The sequence below is a fragment of the Ruegeria sp. YTSC199 genome, assembly GCF_059609725.1.
In genome coordinates, this window is record NZ_JBXWMF010000021.1 from 37,603 (window position 1) to 53,972 (window position 16,370).

General features: G+C 57.5%; 12 protein-coding genes and 1 tRNA gene. 5 read left to right on the top strand and 8 right to left on the bottom strand.

The window, feature by feature from the left end:
• Positions 1–8: 8 nt before the first annotated feature.
• Positions 9–836 (top strand): LysR family transcriptional regulator, encoded by an 828-nt coding sequence (locus tag AC2FEE_RS18455; RefSeq protein WP_496866803.1) that lies wholly within the window; start codon positions 9–11, stop codon positions 834–836.
• Here the strand turns inward: AC2FEE_RS18455 and lptF are convergent.
• Positions 833–1,972: an LPS export ABC transporter permease LptF gene (gene lptF / locus AC2FEE_RS18460; protein WP_496866804.1), complete on the bottom strand. Its 1,140-nt coding sequence runs from the start codon at positions 1,970–1,972 to the stop codon at positions 833–835. The two genes, AC2FEE_RS18455 and lptF, sit on opposite strands and share 4 nt — an antisense overlap.
• Positions 1,973–2,109: 137 nt before the next feature.
• On the opposite strand from lptF, the gene AC2FEE_RS18465 reads away from it, so the two are divergent.
• Positions 2,110–2,454: a hypothetical protein gene (locus AC2FEE_RS18465; protein WP_496866805.1), complete on the top strand. Its 345-nt coding sequence runs from the start codon at positions 2,110–2,112 to the stop codon at positions 2,452–2,454.
• Positions 2,455–2,713: 259 nt separating this feature from the next.
• Positions 2,714–2,881 carry a hypothetical protein gene (locus AC2FEE_RS18470; protein WP_496866806.1) on the top strand — a complete coding sequence of 56 codons (168 nt, stop codon included), beginning with the start codon at positions 2,714–2,716 and terminating at the stop codon, positions 2,879–2,881.
• Positions 2,882–5,859: 2,978 nt separating this feature from the next.
• Here the strand turns inward: AC2FEE_RS18470 and AC2FEE_RS18475 are convergent.
• Together AC2FEE_RS18475 and AC2FEE_RS18480 are read right to left on the bottom strand one after the other, a co-directional pair.
• Entirely contained in the window at positions 5,860–6,588 is a 729-nt protein-coding gene (locus tag AC2FEE_RS18475) for a hypothetical protein (protein ID WP_496866807.1), read from the bottom strand.
• 696 nt (positions 6,589–7,284) lie between these two features.
• Positions 7,285–7,360, bottom strand: a tRNA-Trp gene (locus AC2FEE_RS18480).
• A 143-nt stretch (positions 7,361–7,503) separates the two neighbouring features.
• Here AC2FEE_RS18480 and AC2FEE_RS18485 point away from each other — a divergent pair.
• Positions 7,504–8,211, top strand: coding sequence for a lysophospholipid acyltransferase family protein (locus AC2FEE_RS18485; RefSeq protein ID WP_496866808.1), 708 nt, complete (start codon positions 7,504–7,506; stop codon positions 8,209–8,211).
• Here the strand turns inward: AC2FEE_RS18485 and AC2FEE_RS18490 are convergent.
• From AC2FEE_RS18490 to AC2FEE_RS18510, 5 genes are all read right to left on the bottom strand, one after another.
• Positions 8,208–8,453, bottom strand: coding sequence for a MoaD/ThiS family protein (locus tag AC2FEE_RS18490; protein ID WP_496866809.1), 246 nt, complete (start codon positions 8,451–8,453; stop codon positions 8,208–8,210). The two genes, AC2FEE_RS18485 and AC2FEE_RS18490, sit on opposite strands and share 4 nt — an antisense overlap.
• Positions 8,446–10,701: a xanthine dehydrogenase family protein molybdopterin-binding subunit gene (locus tag AC2FEE_RS18495; protein WP_496866810.1), complete on the bottom strand. Its 2,256-nt coding sequence runs from the start codon at positions 10,699–10,701 to the stop codon at positions 8,446–8,448. Before AC2FEE_RS18495 ends, AC2FEE_RS18490 begins: the two co-directional genes overlap by 8 nt.
• Positions 10,701–11,180: a (2Fe-2S)-binding protein gene (locus tag AC2FEE_RS18500; protein WP_496866811.1), complete on the bottom strand. Its 480-nt coding sequence runs from the start codon at positions 11,178–11,180 to the stop codon at positions 10,701–10,703. The genes AC2FEE_RS18495 and AC2FEE_RS18500 overlap by 1 nt, the downstream gene beginning before the upstream one ends.
• A complete protein-coding gene (locus AC2FEE_RS18505) occupies positions 11,177–12,043 on the bottom strand; it encodes an FAD binding domain-containing protein (protein WP_496866812.1) in 867 nt (288 codons plus the stop codon). Before AC2FEE_RS18505 ends, AC2FEE_RS18500 begins: the two co-directional genes overlap by 4 nt.
• A gap of 128 nt (positions 12,044–12,171) precedes the next feature.
• The gene (locus AC2FEE_RS18510) at positions 12,172–15,384 is read right to left on the bottom strand and encodes a reductive dehalogenase (RefSeq protein WP_496866813.1); all 3,213 of its coding nucleotides are present in this window, start codon (positions 15,382–15,384) and stop codon (positions 12,172–12,174) included.
• 75 nt (positions 15,385–15,459) lie between these two features.
• On the opposite strand from AC2FEE_RS18510, the gene AC2FEE_RS18515 reads away from it, so the two are divergent.
• On the top strand, positions 15,460–16,362 hold the full coding sequence (locus AC2FEE_RS18515) for a LysR family transcriptional regulator (protein ID WP_496866814.1): 903 nt from the start codon (positions 15,460–15,462) through the stop codon (positions 16,360–16,362).
• Positions 16,363–16,370 lie beyond the last annotated feature (8 nt).

Below are 16,370 nucleotides of genomic sequence, written 5' to 3' on the forward strand. Positions count from 1 at the left end.
CTTTCGATATGCAACTCAAGGCAATCGAGACCTTTCTGTGCGTGGCCCAGACCGGTGGGTTTCACGCCGCGGCCCGCAAGCTGAACGTGACCCAGACGGCCGTCAGCGCCCGCATTCGGCTTATCGAAGAGGAAACCGGCAAGCCGCTGTTCACGCGCGGCGCCGGTGGCACCAGTCTGACCGATTTCGGGCGACAGTTCCGGCCCTATGCGGAACAGATGCTGTCGCTGTGGTCCTTTGCCTCTCATGATCTGCCCGCGCAAACGCAGAACCGGGTCGCCCTGCGCCTTGGAGCGCAGCTGAGCATCTGGGACCCGTTACTGGTTGATTTGGCCGTGCGGTTCGAAAAGCGTCTTGGGCGTCTGTTGCTGACGCTGAACTATGATCACGACCTGAACATGATAAACGCGGTCGCCACCCAGGTTCTGGACGCAGCGCTGACCCATGAACAGCCCACTGACCCGCGCATACAGGCGCACGAGTTGACCCCCGAACGCCTGATGCTGGTTGAAACCCCGGCCACGGGCGATCCGGTCTTCATCAATCTCGAGCTGGGCGAGGTTTATCAAGATCACGTACGCTCGGCGGCGCGGCAAGCTGCGGGGCAAACCGTGTTTCTGGGCAATTGCCTGATGGCCTTGCGCTATGTCCTGCGGCGGGGTGGGACCGGGTATTTCCCGGAATATGTCATAAGGGAACACCTGTCGGCCGGTGAGTTGATCCCGGTGACCGGAGCCATCGACCTGATGCTGCCGCTATACTTGGTGACCCGCAACGGCAGCGCCACTTGCGAGGACATCCTGAGCTGCCTAACCGAACTGCGCGCTACAAACTAAGCCCGGGACAGCGCGCCCGGCGAATCCTTGTACCGTCTGCGCATCAAAGGTCGCCCCGCGATCAGCAGAAACAGGCACGAGATGGCGATGCCAATAACCGCCGGCAGATACAGCAAGCCCCAAAGGTTCGGATCGTTAATCACAACAGGCGAAACAAAGCCGCGCACGCCCTCAAGCAAGACCAGAATGGTAAAAGCGCCCAGAATCTGTGGCCACAGCCCAAAGCGTGAAAAACTGCCCAGCATAAGGGTTGCGTACCCGGCGAGCGCAACGGCAATACAGATGGCAATCCAGGAAAACCGTTGGTGCAATTCATCGATAAGCTCACCCTTGGTGAACTCTTCTGCCGCGCTGATGGTATCTCGGTCCTCCAAAAGCTCGATCGTTGGAATGGCTTCAAGGCTGCGCTTGGCCATATTGGTGGTATTGGTTAGCTCGGAAATGTCGTACGAGGCGTCCTCGAACAGGGTCGAAGACAAGCTCAGTCCCTGCTGATCCAAACGCAGTGCAATCCCGTCCAGCATCACAAGGTGAATGCCGGTATCGTTGTTAACCAGGTACGCCGTCTTTGATGAATAGCTGACCGGGTTCAGCGGATCACGCCGATCCGAGACGAATACTTCGGACAAGGTGCCATCCAGATCGATCTTGCCGATATAGACCGTGACACCGTAGGCCGGGTGCAGAAACTCGCCCTCGTTTAGCAACTGCGCCGTAACGTCGCCAGCAACCTCGGCCTGGCGCTGTTCAAGCTGCTCGACCGAGGCCGGGCGAAGAAAAACGCTGATGACGGCCATCATCAACCCGGCCACCAGACCAAACAGAAAGACGGCACGCGCCAAACGCCACGGGCTTGAGCCGGTGGCCAACATCACCGTCATCTCGCTTTCGCGGCTGAGGCGGTTGGTGGCATATACAGCTGCGGCGAACACTGCCATCGGCATCACCGTCCGGATCAGCGTCGGCAAGGTCAAGGCGGTGAATTCCAGAAACACCATGGCTGATTGCCCGCCGCTGATGACGCGGTCAAACAGGCTGACGGATCGGGTGATCCAGAACACGCCAACCAGAACCAGGGTGAAAAAGCCGAACAGAATCAGCAATTGCCGCAGGAAGTATCCATCAAAGCGCGACATGTATCCTCATCCGCCGGTTCGTAATGGACGGGACTTTATGCCATTCCGGGGGCGGAGGAAACCGGGATTGGCCGGATCGCGCCAACCGGTGCTCTAAACGCCTAGAGTTTTGCGGAAACGTCATTTCTTGCCTGAATTTGGGGATTTTACAGAATGAGTTTTTTGACATACCACTGTTTTTCCCGCCGCACTTACAGTTCCAAGAAGAAAATATTCACCCTGAAGCCAGCGGCTATAACGAGATACGTCAACATTACGAAGAAGAACGCAGATGGAAGCATTCGCAGCGGCAGCATAGTCAAAAAGCGAAATGGCTGGACCTTGTGCGCCAACATGGCGGAGACACAGCAATCCTGATCTATGTTCACGGCTTCAACACAAGCCAGAAGGACATGCGGGATCGTTTGGAGAAAACAGAATCCGGCGTCAGGTCCAATGGCTACAAGGCCGCGGTCATTGCGTTTGACTGGCCCAGCGATTGATCACTTCACCCCCACGACCGGAACCGGGCCGATGCCAAAACGGTTGAACCCCATTTCGTTGGCGAAGGTATATTACCGCTGTCGGTGATGTCTCCCAAGCCCAGGGTCCATGTTATCGCGCATTCGATGGAAGTTCTGGTCGTACTGCGTGCTTTTTCAGAACTCGGTGGCTCCGCCCGACCGGGGAAAAGGCCTGGATTGCAAATCAGATCCTATTCGCTTCGGGCGACTCCGAGGCGGCCTGACTGGAAAAAGGGTCATGGGGGATCTTGCGCTGAAAAAACACAGCAGAACCACATCCCATCGCTGGTGGATCGACAGAAAGGTTGTCTGCGAGGACCTCGCTCTGACAATCGATGGTCGGGACGCAAAAACAATGCCCATCCGTCATGACACAACCGTCAGGGATCAGGTATTGCTGGCCTGAGGATAAAGCTGGCCAGCCTCTTGGTAGTGATGGTTGCTGAATTTGAGTTTTCTCAACGCCGAGCCGGTGCTGATTTACACAGATCCTTGGTGCACAGCACAACGGCCCGCCCTTGCAGACAACGCTCTTTCATGGAATTGGTGAATAGGCAGGGGCGGCGGGGTTCGAACCCGCGATCTACGGTTTTGGAGTTCGCAGGAATTTAATACCGCTAGAGATCTACCCATACCTAAAGGTACGGAATTGCAGGATTTGGCAATTTCGATTTGTTCGAGGGCATACCTGTTTAACGCACAATCCGCACAAAAATATTGAACTCCGTCTGAACGAGAGCAAAGCAGAGGGCCTGAAATCCAAGGACAAGGGTTACGAAGTTCGGGACAAAACTGTGCGCGGGCTGGTCCTGAGGCTTGGCAAGCGCGACCAAAAGATCTGGGAATTCGTTATTCCGCCCGGTTAGCGCCGCCATCGTAAACACCTCGGCACGTTCCCGGATATCAGCGAGAAGAAACCCCGCAAGTTGCCTGAGAAAGCCAAAGAACAAATTCATACCATGCGCTCGGACAATAGCACCATAACCGTTTCAGACTCGCTCGACGCCAACAAATCAGCGCTTGAGGATGAGTTGCAGACTGGGCATGACATACAATCTGTTTGGGATGTTTTGGGCAAAGAATGACATTGGGCACTCGGGCGCCCGACCTTTCTTTCTATCTCGGTCAAGACCTGGGAACTTACGTCACCAACAAGTCGTCGCCTATCCGGGCCGGTGCTGCGGTCAGTTAGCTGCGCCCATTCTTGGCGTGGTGTGCTGAAGAGCAAAGGACAAGGAGCAATCCTTTGGAAAGGCTCAAGGTTGGTGTAAAAAAGAGGAATTGAGACCGGATTCCATCCACCGATGAACAGGCTGCGATTAACCGACCTCTTGCGAGTATTCTGGGCTGTCCACTTATAGCAGACGGCATCGGTCCATTCATAGCCCGTCAGTCCAATCGCGGGCACATTCGCAGCCAGACATTCCCTTCGGCCATGCCGCAATAGCCAACTCTTGGCACACCAGCTTGAACCTCTGCCGATTTGGCACCGCCGTCAAAACACAGCGCTCGGCAGGTTTGCTTGGTATTGCCAAGGAACACTCAACCGGAAACCATCCCTCCCGGTCCTATGAACTGACGCGCATTCAGATCCCAATTAGACTGCCCCTTTGGCTCGAAATGAAGGTGAGACCGACGTTGAGTTCATGCGCCGTTTTGGTCGAATGGGTGCGCAAGTCGGGACCAGAAGTGGGCGCGAGTGACCTTCTTCTGGGATACCAACTGGATTTGATTGAACGTGTTTGGGGTGCGACACGCCGAACTCGTACCCCCTCGTTGAAATCGCAAACCCCTATCGGGCGCGCCGCTCGAAACTGATGCCAGAGCTAATTGTTCCAATTGCGACGCTTAGATTAAGAATGCAGCGACGCCCCAACATTTTGACCCGCAATTCGATCAAACTTCAGAAAGCCACAGCGTTCGTGGGGCGGCATGCCGAACTAACTAACCCCCTCTAATCCAGTTCGAAAAACCAGAACGTTCTAAAATAAAGACACGCCGCCCACGTCACCAAGATCGCATTGTGTCTAAATTGTGTCCACGGTTCATTGTGAAACTCACCGTTCGCACCCCGGAAACAACTCGTTTCGCCAGAATTCTCGTCCCTACGGGAAACCCCCAATATCGGGCCTTGCATAAACTGGGTATTTTGGAGCCACAAATACCACACACCCCCTTGAGAAAAAGATAGGGGCTGGCTTTACCCCCTCGTCCAGCCCCTATTTTTGTTGAGGTCATCCAGACAGTTTTTCCGACGCAGAACGATATTGCCTACCAACCATTCATGAGTCGCCGCCCAATGATCCTAGGTCCCGGCGCTGTATCTTCTCGAATGCAAACCGTCGGTGGTACCCTCTAACGGGCGCCACCATTGCAGCTTCAACCAGAGCCCGTAATGCTTTAGCCTGACGTGCCATCTGCGCATCCGTCGGCCAGAAAAGATCAGGCAAGTTCACCGCTCGTTTTTTGAACGGTGAATCACGCCACCAGACAGAAATAAACGGGTCCTGACCCTCGGGACGTCATCAGGGGTCTTAGGGTTTGAAAAGTTCAAATGGCAGAAATCACAACGTTTGCCGCTTCGACAAACCCGGCCACGGCCACTGCGCTGGCCAGTAAGATGCAACAAATTTCAAGTGCGTTGAGCTTCATTTTGACCCCCATCAAAATGGTTTCCTCGGAGTAGAACAAACTTCGCGCGATGCATAGTCGCCAAGTGCTTACGTAGCGAAAACTTGCTACGCCGGCGGCACATATTTGCCCATGCCAGTGAAGCGGGAGCTACGCGCGACGTTCGTTCCGGCATCAGATGCTTGACGTGTAGCCGCACTGTATCAGCGGGCGTGTTGCCTGCTTGATGGATTGAACACAAAATAGAAGGGGCGCGCATAGTTTCAGCGCGCCCAGTCCGCACGGCGGATAATGAAAAATACTGCGCTCTTAAAATACCATGTACACCAACTCGTTAAATGTACTCAGTTTTGGCTGATTTGGCGGGGCCGTCAGTGAAGCGTGTCACACTTGCGGAGAAAACAACGAGGAAGACTTTCAACTAAATTCCTCAAGCCAACCTGGCGACAGCGCCACTGGCGCTTTTGACAGGTAACGCCCCTCGTTCGATGGTCGATGCACATGAGAAACCACACGAGAACTCGAGGTTTGAGGAAGTTACTGCGTCAATCAATCAGCACGCTGGATGACGCTGCCTTCGGCGCCGCTACGCAATCAACCCAGTCTGTTCCATGCGTGCTGATGTCAGACAGTCAGGCGAAAATTGCGCGACGCAATCTGTTCGCAAAATTTCGTCGGGCGTACTTTCAAACATAATGTTGTTGGTAAACTCACCGTAGATCACTGCTTTTAGAAATGTGAACTGCTCTTGCTTCAATTGCACTTTGTTTTGTTTTCGCCTTTTTTGATTAGGTTTGTGATGGCCTGTTCCACCACAGCCAGCGGCTCCGCCCATTCCGACATGTCGAGTGTTTTCCAATCGCTGTCGGCTGTGGGCCAATGCCCGTTCAGGTCGTGACCTGTATTGATTCTAAAGCTGACCATGCTGTTGTTTTTACTCAGTCCGGAAAGTACACAAAATCTCGCTTTTGGATCATCGCTTTGCGGTATGTTTCGATAACATGTCGCTTTGATCGGTTGGCCAAAAAAGCTAACGGCTTTTGGAACGAAAAGATGGGTTTCCGATTGGGTTGTTCTGTTTTCTGGGAAGTATCGCATCCACTCATCCAGTCTGGACCAAGAGCCCGAATAGAGCCGGATATTGGTGATATTGTACGGTGTGCGGTGGCCGGTCAGAATTTCCAATAGAGGTGGTTCCGGACTACGCGAACCAGGCGTGGAATACTGAATGCTTCGAGCTTGGTAAGGGCTGGCTTCAATGAGTTCCTCAATCTCTGTCTCATCCATTCTTCGCATTGGACGGAAATCCACCAGTGATTTGTCGGGTTGTGTGATCATCAACTGCGGCACCAGCGGAACAGTCAAATGCTGCTCACCCAAGCACTCCGACAGGTAGTTCTGCACACGCGCAACAGTGCCGTTGTATTCTGCCGACACAAATGTCGGCAACAGTCCTGCGATTGCGAAAACCAAAGACTTCATAAAAGCCACTCCGCTGACCTAAGTTGCAATTTTGAGGAGAATATCTGTTACTATTTTCGCCAAAGGGTGTCGCAGACATCCAGGGCAGTCAATCAAAATCAGTGACGTCACATGCACTTAGAGGTTTATCCAGACGCACTATTATTTCCTCGGGTTAGTTTCCGAAGAGACAGAGGTTCCCAGTTAACTTGCCTCGAATGAATGATAAATCACGATAAAGAACTTAGGTTCGATGTGGTCAACCTGTCTTGTCAAAAAACTCGTAGCGGCTCTAGCGGATCATCGCCACGAGCCTGATTGCTAAATCAAAAGAGTACAAAAACCTCTTTGTCGAGAGTAGTTAGGCCGGCCTGTTTCGCAGCCTAGCAAAAGTATAAGGCGCCGGATTCCAACAGTAGAAACAGTGCGAACCGCACCAAACAGTGAATTAACAATTCATCCGGTTTTCAAAGTCAGCTTTCGCGCGCAACTTGCCGATGGTTTTAAGAACAACTGCGGATGCAGCGAAGGTCCGCTGCGTGGCCCCAACGCTCCTAATAGCCACGTCAAGTTGTCCCGAAGATCGCGTCTTTTTGTACCGAAGATCGCGCCCCGCCACAGGAATCAGGTTCTTGGACTTTCTCGAATAACGCACAAAAAACCGCACAAAGTTTTGCGCTCTGGGCGCCTTATCTTCATGTAAGCGGTTGATTTTAATGGCAGGGGCAGCAGGGTTCGAACCCGCGACCTACGGTTTTGGAGACCGTCGCTCTACCAACTGAGCTATACCCCTAAGGTGCGCCTCAGATATGCCAGCCGCGCGATGGACTCAAGAGGCTTTTTCAGATTTCGCACGACTAATGCCCCCGACAAACAAGTTGCGTGCGGCGTCGAGTTCTATAAGACACGGTTTGGTCAGAACAAAGGACCCCAACCGTGAGCATTCGCAAAAAGATCGCCGACAGCGAAGCCGTCCTGAACTGGGCTGCTCGACGGATTGCGAGCTATATCCGAATGGTCAACCGCAACACCAAATGGCAGCGCATCGGGTACGAGGAATTGGACCAACTGGCCGAACAGGGTGAACCGGTCATCGTTGTGCTGTGGCATCAGCGGCTGGCGCAGTCGCCGTATTTCTTCCCGCTGGACAAAGGACACATCTGCTCGATCACTTCGTCTGCACGAGCAGGCAGCATGGTGGGTCGGGTGCAGAAACTGTTCGGTATGGACACGATTGCCATGGCCAGCAAACACAAGAGCAACGTTGCCGTTTCGCGAGAAGTGCTTGGCAAGATGAAGCAAGGGATTTCCATCGGCATCGCCGCCGACGGACCACGTGGCCCGGAGCGTGTGCTTTCCACGGTGCCACTGGTATGGGCCCGCACCTCGGGAAAACGGATTTTCGGCATCACCTTTTCCGCGCAATATGGCAGCGAAGCGGGTACATGGGATCGCCTGTTGATGCCCCGTCCCTGGCGGAACAAGGGCGTATTTCTGTGCCGCGAGTGGACCGAAACCGTGCCACGAAAAGCATCCGAAGAGCAAATCGAAGAGCTGCGCCAAAGCCTTGAGCAGCACATGAACGACATCACCGCAGAGGCCGACCGCATGGTCGGACGTGAGCCGTGGTCGCCCGAGGCTTAACCGCCCCGCAAACGTTGCATCAGGTAAATCTCGCTGCCCGCAGGGATCGGCTCGGTCAATCCGCTGGCGATGACGCGTCCGTCGATGGCGATGGACACGCCCGCATCAATCGGTCCCTGAAGCTGCGGGTGTAGCTTTACCAGTTCCCGCAACAGCTCGCCGGTCGTTTTGGCCTCAACCTCCACCACCTGCTGGCCCCCGGTCAAAGACCGGAGGCCGGACCAGAGGTGGACCTCAGCCATTGTCCTTGAGCGCCGCCAGAATGCGGGGCGGCGACATCGGCAGTTGCCGCATCCGAACACCCGCCGCGTGCGACACCGCATTTGCTATGGCGGCCAGGGGCGGCACGATGCCGGTCTCACCCACACCACGCACGCCAAACGGGTGGCCGGGGTTGGGCACTTCGACAATCACCGTGTCGATCATCGGCAGATCACTGGCGACCGGGATACGGTAATCGAGGAAGATCGAGTTCTGCAGGCGACCATCGTCGCCATAGACATATTCCTCGTTCAGCGCCCAGCCGATGCCTTGCGCAGCACCGCCCTGATACTGACCTTCCACATAGGTCGGATGAATCGCCTTACCGGCGTCCTGAATGACCGTATATCGGGTGACGCTGGTTTTTCCGGTTTCCGGGTCGACCTCGGCATCAACGATATGGGTTCCAAAGGACACGCCCGCGCCTTCGGGCGTGGCTTCGAAATGGCCCGAAATCGGGCCGCCGGTCTGGCCCATATGGGCGGTGATATCGGCCAGCGGGCGCGGGTCAAAATCACCTGCATTGGGACCTGATGGTACCGCGCAACCGTTTTCCCATTTCACCGCGTCAGCCGGAATACCCCAGCTGGCTGCGGCCCGTTCGCACAGCTTTTCGACCGCGTGACGCGCCGCCTTGATGGTCGCCAATCCGCTGGCATAAGTCACCCGTGATCCGTGCGAGACATCGTTATAGCCCAGTGTCGCCGTATCGGCGACGGTGACGCGGATGTTTTCGTACGGAATACCCAGAACTTCGGCCGCCATCAGCGCCATTGACGCGCGCGAGCCGCCGATATCGGGTGTGCCGACCATCAACTGTGCCGAGCCGTCCTCGGACAGGGCCAGCGACACCGAGGTCTCGCCGCCGTGGTTGAACCAGAACCCGCAGGAGATCCCGCGCCCCTGCCCCGGCTTAAGCGGGGCCGAGTAATGCGGATGCGCCTTGGCGGCCTCGAGCGTTTCGACCAGACCGATGCGTTCGTAACGCGGGCCATAGCTGGCCTTAGTGCCTTCGTATGCCGCGTTTTTCAGGCGCACTTCGATAGGGTCGAGATCCAGCTTTTTGCACAGCTCGTCAATCACCGACTCGACCGCAAACGCCCCCATCGGCGCACCCGGCGCGCGATAGGCGGCCTGTTTAGGCCGGTTCGCCATCACGTCATAGCCAATCTGGCTGACATTGGTCAGGTTATAGGGCGCAAACGCACACATGGCGGTCATATCGCCCGGCGCGCCCGGAAACGCCCCACCCTGCAGGCGGAACACGCCCTGCGCTGCCGAGATGGTGCCGTCCTTCTTCATCCCGATCTTGATATCCATCGAGGCCGAGGCGGTCGGACCAGTGGCTCGGAATACTTCGGACCGGGACATGACAAGTTTGACCGGGCGGTTCGCCTTGCGGCTCAGCGCCAGTGCGACGGGCTCAATGAACACCGTGGTTTTGCCACCGAAGCCGCCGCCGATCTCAGACGCGGTCACGCGCAGCTGCGATGTTTCGATCCCCAACAGCGCCGCACAGGTCTTCTGTGCGATCCAGTGGCCTTGGGTGGTGCACCACAGCTCACCCTTACCATCATTGCCCAACATGCCCAGACAGGCGTGCGGTTCGATATAGCCCTGATGGGTTGCCTCGGTGACAAAGCTGTCTTCGATGACCAGATCCGCCTCGGCAAAACCAATCTCAACATCTCCATGGCCGCTTTCATGATAACGGACCACGTTCGGATGCATCCCATCGGGCACGGAATAATCCGCGGCCCCTTCTCGGATCACGGGCGCGTCCGACGCCATCGCCTTGTCCACATCGGTAACGTGAGGCAGGACCTCGTACTCAACCTCGATCAGCTTGAGTGCGTCGCGCGCCGCCAATGCTGACGTGGCTGCGACCGCAGCGACTGCATGCCCGTCATACAAAGCTTTTTCGCCCGCCATGACATTTTCCAGCACGTTCCAGAACTCGCCTTCCAATCCAGGCTTGAACGGTACATCGGCGAAATCCGCACGAGTCACAACGGCTTTGACGTCCTTCATGGCCTCGGCCTTCGAGGTGTCGATTTTCACGATCCGCGCATGGGCGTGCGGAGACCGCAGGATAGCACCGTGCAGCATGCCCGGCGCATAGGCGTCGGCACCGAACTTGGCACGGCCTGTGACCTTTTCCAGCCCATCCGGGCGGTCCGGACGGGTGCCAACAAAAGTGAATTCAGACTTACGATTGTCGAGCGCCATTACGAAGCCTCCCGCAGTTCTTCGGCCGTTTCCATGACGGCGCGAATGATCTTGTCGTAACCGGTACAGCGGCAGAGATTGCCTGCCAGCCAGTAACGGGTTTCCTCTTCGGTCGGGTTTGGGTTCTTCTCCAGCAGCGACTTGGCCGCCACAAGAATGCCCGGAGTACAGATACCGCACTGAAGGGCAGCATGTTCGATGAACTTCTTCTGCAATGGATGCAGAACGTCCCCATCCGCGATGCCTTCAACGGTCTCGATGGTTTTGCCATCAGCCTCAACGCCCAGCATCAGGCAGGAACAGACCAGACGGCCATCGACGGTGACCGAGCACGCGCCGCAATCGCCGGTACCGCAGCCCTCTTTCGAGCCGGTCAGGTTAAGCTTGTCGCGCAGACAATCCAGCAGGGTTTCTCGCGGGTCACACAGGTATTCGACCGCGTCCCCGTTCACAGTGCTGGATACGTGGAACTTGCTCATGCTTGCTCTCCCTTGGCGCGGGCATAGGCGATTTTCGCGGTGCGCTTGGCCAGAACGCCAGCGACCTCGGTGCGGAATGCGATGGTGCCGCGCTTGTCATCGATCGGGTTGCAGGCGGCGGATGCTGCAGCGGCCAGGGCGTCCAGTGCGGTTTCGTTCAGCGTGCTGCCGATGATGGCCTTGGCGCAGTCTTCAACAAGCAAAACGGTCGGGGCGACAGCGCCCAAAGACACACGCGCCTCGGTGATGGTGTCGCCATCCAGACGTAGGCTGACGCCCACGCCGACAACAGCAATGTCCATCTCGGTACGCGGGATGAAGCGCAGATAGGCGTCACCGCCGTTCTCGCCCCGGGCCGGAATATTCACCGCCGAGATCACCTCTCCCTTCGCAAGAATGGTCTTGCCGGGGCCGGATGGAATGTCTTCTACGGCGACCTCGCGGGTCCCTTCGGGGCCGATCACAACGACGGTCACGCCAGCCGCCACCATCGCTGGCACTGAATCCGCTGCCGGAGAGCCATTGCACAGATTACCCGTCAACGTCGCGCGTCCCTGCACCTGTGTCGAGCCGATCAGGTCCATCGCCTCGACCACGCCTGGCCAATCGCGGCCCAGATCGGGATGCTCGCTCATCTCGGCCCCCGTGGCGGCGACGCCCAGCGTCCAGCTGCCGTCGGCGTTGTGGGTGATGTCGCGCACCCCGTCAATTTTCTTGATGTCGATCAGCGTATCGGGCGTCACCAATTCCGAGCGCAGCTGCACCAGAACATCGGTGCCGCCTGCCAGAAACCGTGTGGTGCCCGTCGCGTTTGCAGCCAGAGCCGACGCCTCGGCAAAGCTGGCGGGGCTGTGATAATCCATGAAATACCTCGTACCTGTTGATCAGGATTCACTGGGGTTCGCAGGGGACGTTAGTGCAGCAACCCCCCGGCGTCCATGGCAGGAGCGACCAATTCTTCTGTTATCGGATGTCGTTTCCAGACCTTGTGTCAGAGGTCGAGTTCGATCACGCCACCCGGTCGAGCGGCCCGGCTTTGGCACAGGATGATAGCGCTCTCGCGTTGTTTGTTTGACAGAACGAAATCGCGATGTTCGATTTCGCCGGAAACCACGCCGCATTTGCAGACCCCGCAAATGCCGTCCGAGCATTTGACGTCCACGTGAATCCCCGCGTCGGTCAACACTTGCGCAGCGTCCTTCTCCGCGGGAACGATCAACTCCTGGCCCGACTTAGCCAACCGCAGCGTGAACGGATGGTTTTCATATTCGGGCTGTTCGGGAACCGAGAAATACTCCAGATGCCGCGCGTCCTCGGGGAAGCCCTGCGTCTTGGCGGCTTGCATCACACTGTCCATATAGCGATCCGGCCCACAGGTATAAACGTGCCAGCCCGGTTGATAGCCGGACAAAACCGCATCCAAATCGGCGCGCGTGCCTTCATCCGAGAAATGAAAGTGCACGCGATCCGCCCAAGGCATCGCGGCCAGATCGTCCATATACCCCGCCGCGTCGCAGGTACTGGCGGAATAGTGCAATGCGAATGGCTTGCCCAGCGCGTGAAGGCGGTGGGCGAAGGCGATCATGGGAGTGATGCCAATACCACCGCCCATCAGGAATGTCTTGGTCGCCGTCTCATCCAGTTCGAAATGGTTTATCGGCTTCGAGACGAAGACCTTGCGCCCCTCGTTGAAGATACGATGCAACAGCGCTGAGCCGCCGCGCCCTTCATCCTCACGCAGCACACCTATTTGATAGGTCGTCCGGTCAGACGGATCGCCTGACATGGAATACTGCCGCAGGAATTCCGGAGCGACCAGCACGTCCAGATGCGCACCCGCAGTCCATTCCGGAAGCGGCGCTCCGTTAAGTGCCGAGAATTCGTACTTGGTCACATCCGCCGTCATCTTGTCGACCTTGGTCAGCTCAACCCGCATGACGGGGGCATCCCCGGCGATGGTATAGCAGTGAATTACAGACAGATCGCCCGCCGCCTTTCGGGTCTTGTATTCTTCGGCCGTGACCATTGCCTGATAGGCAGCGATCCCGGCCTCACGGTCCATGGCAAACGGATAGGGCCAGGGGTGCGGCGCCAGATAAGCGGGGTAGACGGCCAGCGTCTGATCTTCGTATTTCAGGTCCAGATCGGTTTGCAAACCGCGCCGGTTCAGCGGGTGTTCGGTGGGGCGATAAGCGCCATCCGACTGCAATTCGATATCCCACCACCATTTCTTGACGTCGTTCAGGCCACCATTGCCAACCGCATCATCCAGTTTCGCCAGCGCAGACGCGGCCTGAGGGATGTTCATCGCGGCCCAGCGGAATGCGCGTTCCTTGAATATGCCTTCGAGGTTCCACGGGCAGGTCTTCATGCACCGCCCGCACATTGCTCCACCTGGAGTGGTCACCCGGTAGGTGGCGCATTTCTGGCTGTCGGATTTCCAGATCTCATAGCCGTTGAACATCAGTTTTGGCCCGGCGGTGATCGCCCCCGAAGGACATTCACGCGCACATTTGTTGCAGCTTTCACAGAACGTTTGCAGCCCGAAATCGATCGGCTTGTCGTGCACCAATGGCATATCCGTCGTCACCGCACCGGATTTCAGGCGCGGACCGAGATAGGGGTTCAGGATCACCTCTCCAATCCGGCTGACTTCGCCCAACCCGGACAACAGCAACAGCGGAGGCTGCAGTACTTCGCCATCCATTACAGTATGCGCCTTGGCCTTGTAGCCGAGGTTGCGGATCTGCTGCGCAATCACGCCACCCAACAGCGAGAACCGCAGATAGGCGCGCATCGACTGGGCAACGCTGATCCAGTCGTCACCGCTGGCGCCCTCCATCGTTTCATAACCCTGATCAATGATCATGCTGATGGCCTGATGGTGAGGAGGGGTAACCTCCTCGCCCGTTGCATCATGGGAATACCATGCCCAGTCCGGGCACCGGCTGAGGCCGACCGCATCAACGCCAAGGAAATACGTCGCTGCCTTGATATTGGCAGCATTGCGCGCCGCATCAGTGGGGCGCGCGGCATCTGCACTCTCACCGTCCTGCAGCAATACAAACGCGCCCAGCGCCCGGCGTTGTGCACAACTTGGGGCGGACTTGCGCACGTAATATCCACCCTTCGCCGCATCCTGCAGGGGCTTGCCCATATCGCCAAACTGCGCCCGCGCGAACATGTCGGCGCGTTTCGGCACACGGGCGACGTTTTCCTCGTCGATATAGGTGGTCGGCGCATCAACCCGCCTGAGGTTCTCGAACGGATGCGCCCCGTCCTCATAACGCCGTTTGGCATAGGGGTCACGGTTCAGCGCATTCTTGGCAAACCCAGCGCCCAGCCACCAAGCGGGCCCTTCTGTACGGAACCACGGCTGCTGCGCCATCGGCTGCAGGGGATGGTCATGGGCGATCTCCATCTCGGTGGTCACGGCGGCCAGACCGAACCGCTTACCCAGCCAGGGGACCACGATGTCGCCGTCCTCAACCGAAGCTAAACCCGCCGCCACCGCCAGCTTGCCCAGATCAACCTCGGATGACATTGCCGTATGCGCCCGCGCGTCAAAGCCCAGCAGGCGGATATAGTTGGCGATGACCACCGCGTTCTCGGTCGCGAGCAGGCAGGCGCGATGATCCTGCGCGTCGATGATCCACTCCGCGCCGGGTTCATGCGGATCAGGGTCGCGGTTGTGTTCATAGAGGAAGACGATGGCGTGGCGATGCGTGTCCATCGGCTTGGGGGCGGCCTCCATGCTGTCTTTCAGATCGGCCATGATCAGGTCGATCCCCGAGGCCAGCGTCTTGGTCTGCCGCGTTTTCAAGGCGTGGGCCAAACGGTCGATATCGGGATTACGGCGGGGTTCGGATAGCATCGCTTCGGGAGGCAGGGGACCACAACCCATCATGGACGCATCATTGAAATAGCCAAACGCCTTGAGGTGATTGGCACGCTGTGAAGGATCGTCAGGGATTTCTGAGACCACCGGGTTCACAAACCCGTCGCGGATCGTGTCCATCATCGCCTGGAATTCACCCATCGCGTTAACAATGCTTTCTGGCTGATCCGCACGATGAAAGCCGAGCGTCTGCATCTGCTTCACAGCAGATAGGTCAGGCAGAACCGCCTGCCGCGCCAACCGCTCAAGCGGATAAGAGCCCATATGGACCGGCCGGTTTTTGTCCGAGAAAAAGCGGATTCCCATCGCGTGCCTCCTGATGATAACTGTCACCTAATGCGCGGTGGACTGCAAATCGATTCATGACTAGTCATAGATGGTATGAGCAAAACTGATTTCACCGATCTGGACGGCAAGGTCCTGCGCACTTTTCTGACCATCCTCGAGGAAAGCTCTGTCTCGAAAGCCGCTGACCGTCTGGGCGTGACGCAGTCGGCGATCAGCCATACGCTGGCCAAGCTGCGGCAGGTGCTGGGTGATCCGCTTTTCGTGCGCTCGGGTCAGGGGCTGATGCCAACCGAACGCGCCCTGTCCCTGAAAGAGCCAGTTCAACAAGTGCTGGACGGGATGCGGTCGCTGACCGATGACCGCCCGTTTGACCCTCTGGCCGAAGAGATCAGCATCCAGATTGCCACCAACGATATGCCGCGAGAGTTGATCTTTCCACAGCTGCTGCACACGCTCCGGGCCGAAGGCGTCAGGCTGAGGCTGGGATTCATCCCGTCAGGCGTCCCCGACCCGGACTTGCTGCGCGGTGACCGATGCCAGTTGATGCTGACCCCCCTGCCCCCCGATGGGCCGGACATTTTCCAGAAACGCGTGCTGATCAGCCCGCTAATGATCTTCTACGACGCCGCGCGGCGCACTCCGCCGGACAGTTGGCAAAGCTATTGCGAAACCGAGCATGTCGAGGTGCGCTTTGCCGACGGGCGCAATTCCCGCGCGGTGATGCGGGGCGTGGATCAGAGCCAGATCCGACCTCCCACCGTCACCTTGCCGCATTTCAATGCCATCCCGTCCTTCGTGAAGGGCAGCGACCTGATCTCGACCGACACTTTGCTGATGAAACATGGGCCCTTGGCGGCGCTGGATTGCGCGCCGTTGCCGTTCGACTGCGAACCGGTCTCGATCTACATGGTCTGGCACCAGCGCTCGGCAAACGATCCGGCCCATCGCTGGCTGCGTGACCGGATCGCTGCAGTTGCCGCGAAGTTGCAGGGCTGAGTCACCGC

Bases quoted from the DNA above. Each gene is read 5' to 3' on its own strand.
- AC2FEE_RS18475 (WP_496866807.1), bottom strand. From the start codon at position 6,588: ATGAAGTCTTTGGTTTTCGCAATCGCAGGACTGTTGCCGACATTTGTG.
- AC2FEE_RS18505 (WP_496866812.1), bottom strand. From the start codon at position 12,043: ATGGATTATCACAGCCCCGCCAGCTTTGCCGAGGCGTCGGCTCTGGCT.
- lptF (WP_496866804.1), bottom strand. From the start codon at position 1,972: ATGTCGCGCTTTGATGGATACTTCCTGCGGCAATTGCTGATTCTGTTC.
- AC2FEE_RS18515 (WP_496866814.1), top strand. From the start codon at position 15,460: ATGAGCAAAACTGATTTCACCGATCTGGACGGCAAGGTCCTGCGCACT.
- AC2FEE_RS18495 (WP_496866810.1), bottom strand. From the start codon at position 10,701: ATGGCGCTCGACAATCGTAAGTCTGAATTCACTTTTGTTGGCACCCGT.
- AC2FEE_RS18490 (WP_496866809.1), bottom strand. From the start codon at position 8,453: ATGGCTGAGGTCCACCTCTGGTCCGGCCTCCGGTCTTTGACCGGGGGC.
- AC2FEE_RS18470 (WP_496866806.1), top strand. From the start codon at position 2,714: ATGGGGGATCTTGCGCTGAAAAAACACAGCAGAACCACATCCCATCGC.
- AC2FEE_RS18510 (WP_496866813.1), bottom strand. From the start codon at position 15,384: ATGGGAATCCGCTTTTTCTCGGACAAAAACCGGCCGGTCCATATGGGC.
- AC2FEE_RS18455 (WP_496866803.1), top strand. From the start codon at position 9: ATGCAACTCAAGGCAATCGAGACCTTTCTGTGCGTGGCCCAGACCGGT.
- AC2FEE_RS18500 (WP_496866811.1), bottom strand. From the start codon at position 11,180: ATGAGCAAGTTCCACGTATCCAGCACTGTGAACGGGGACGCGGTCGAA.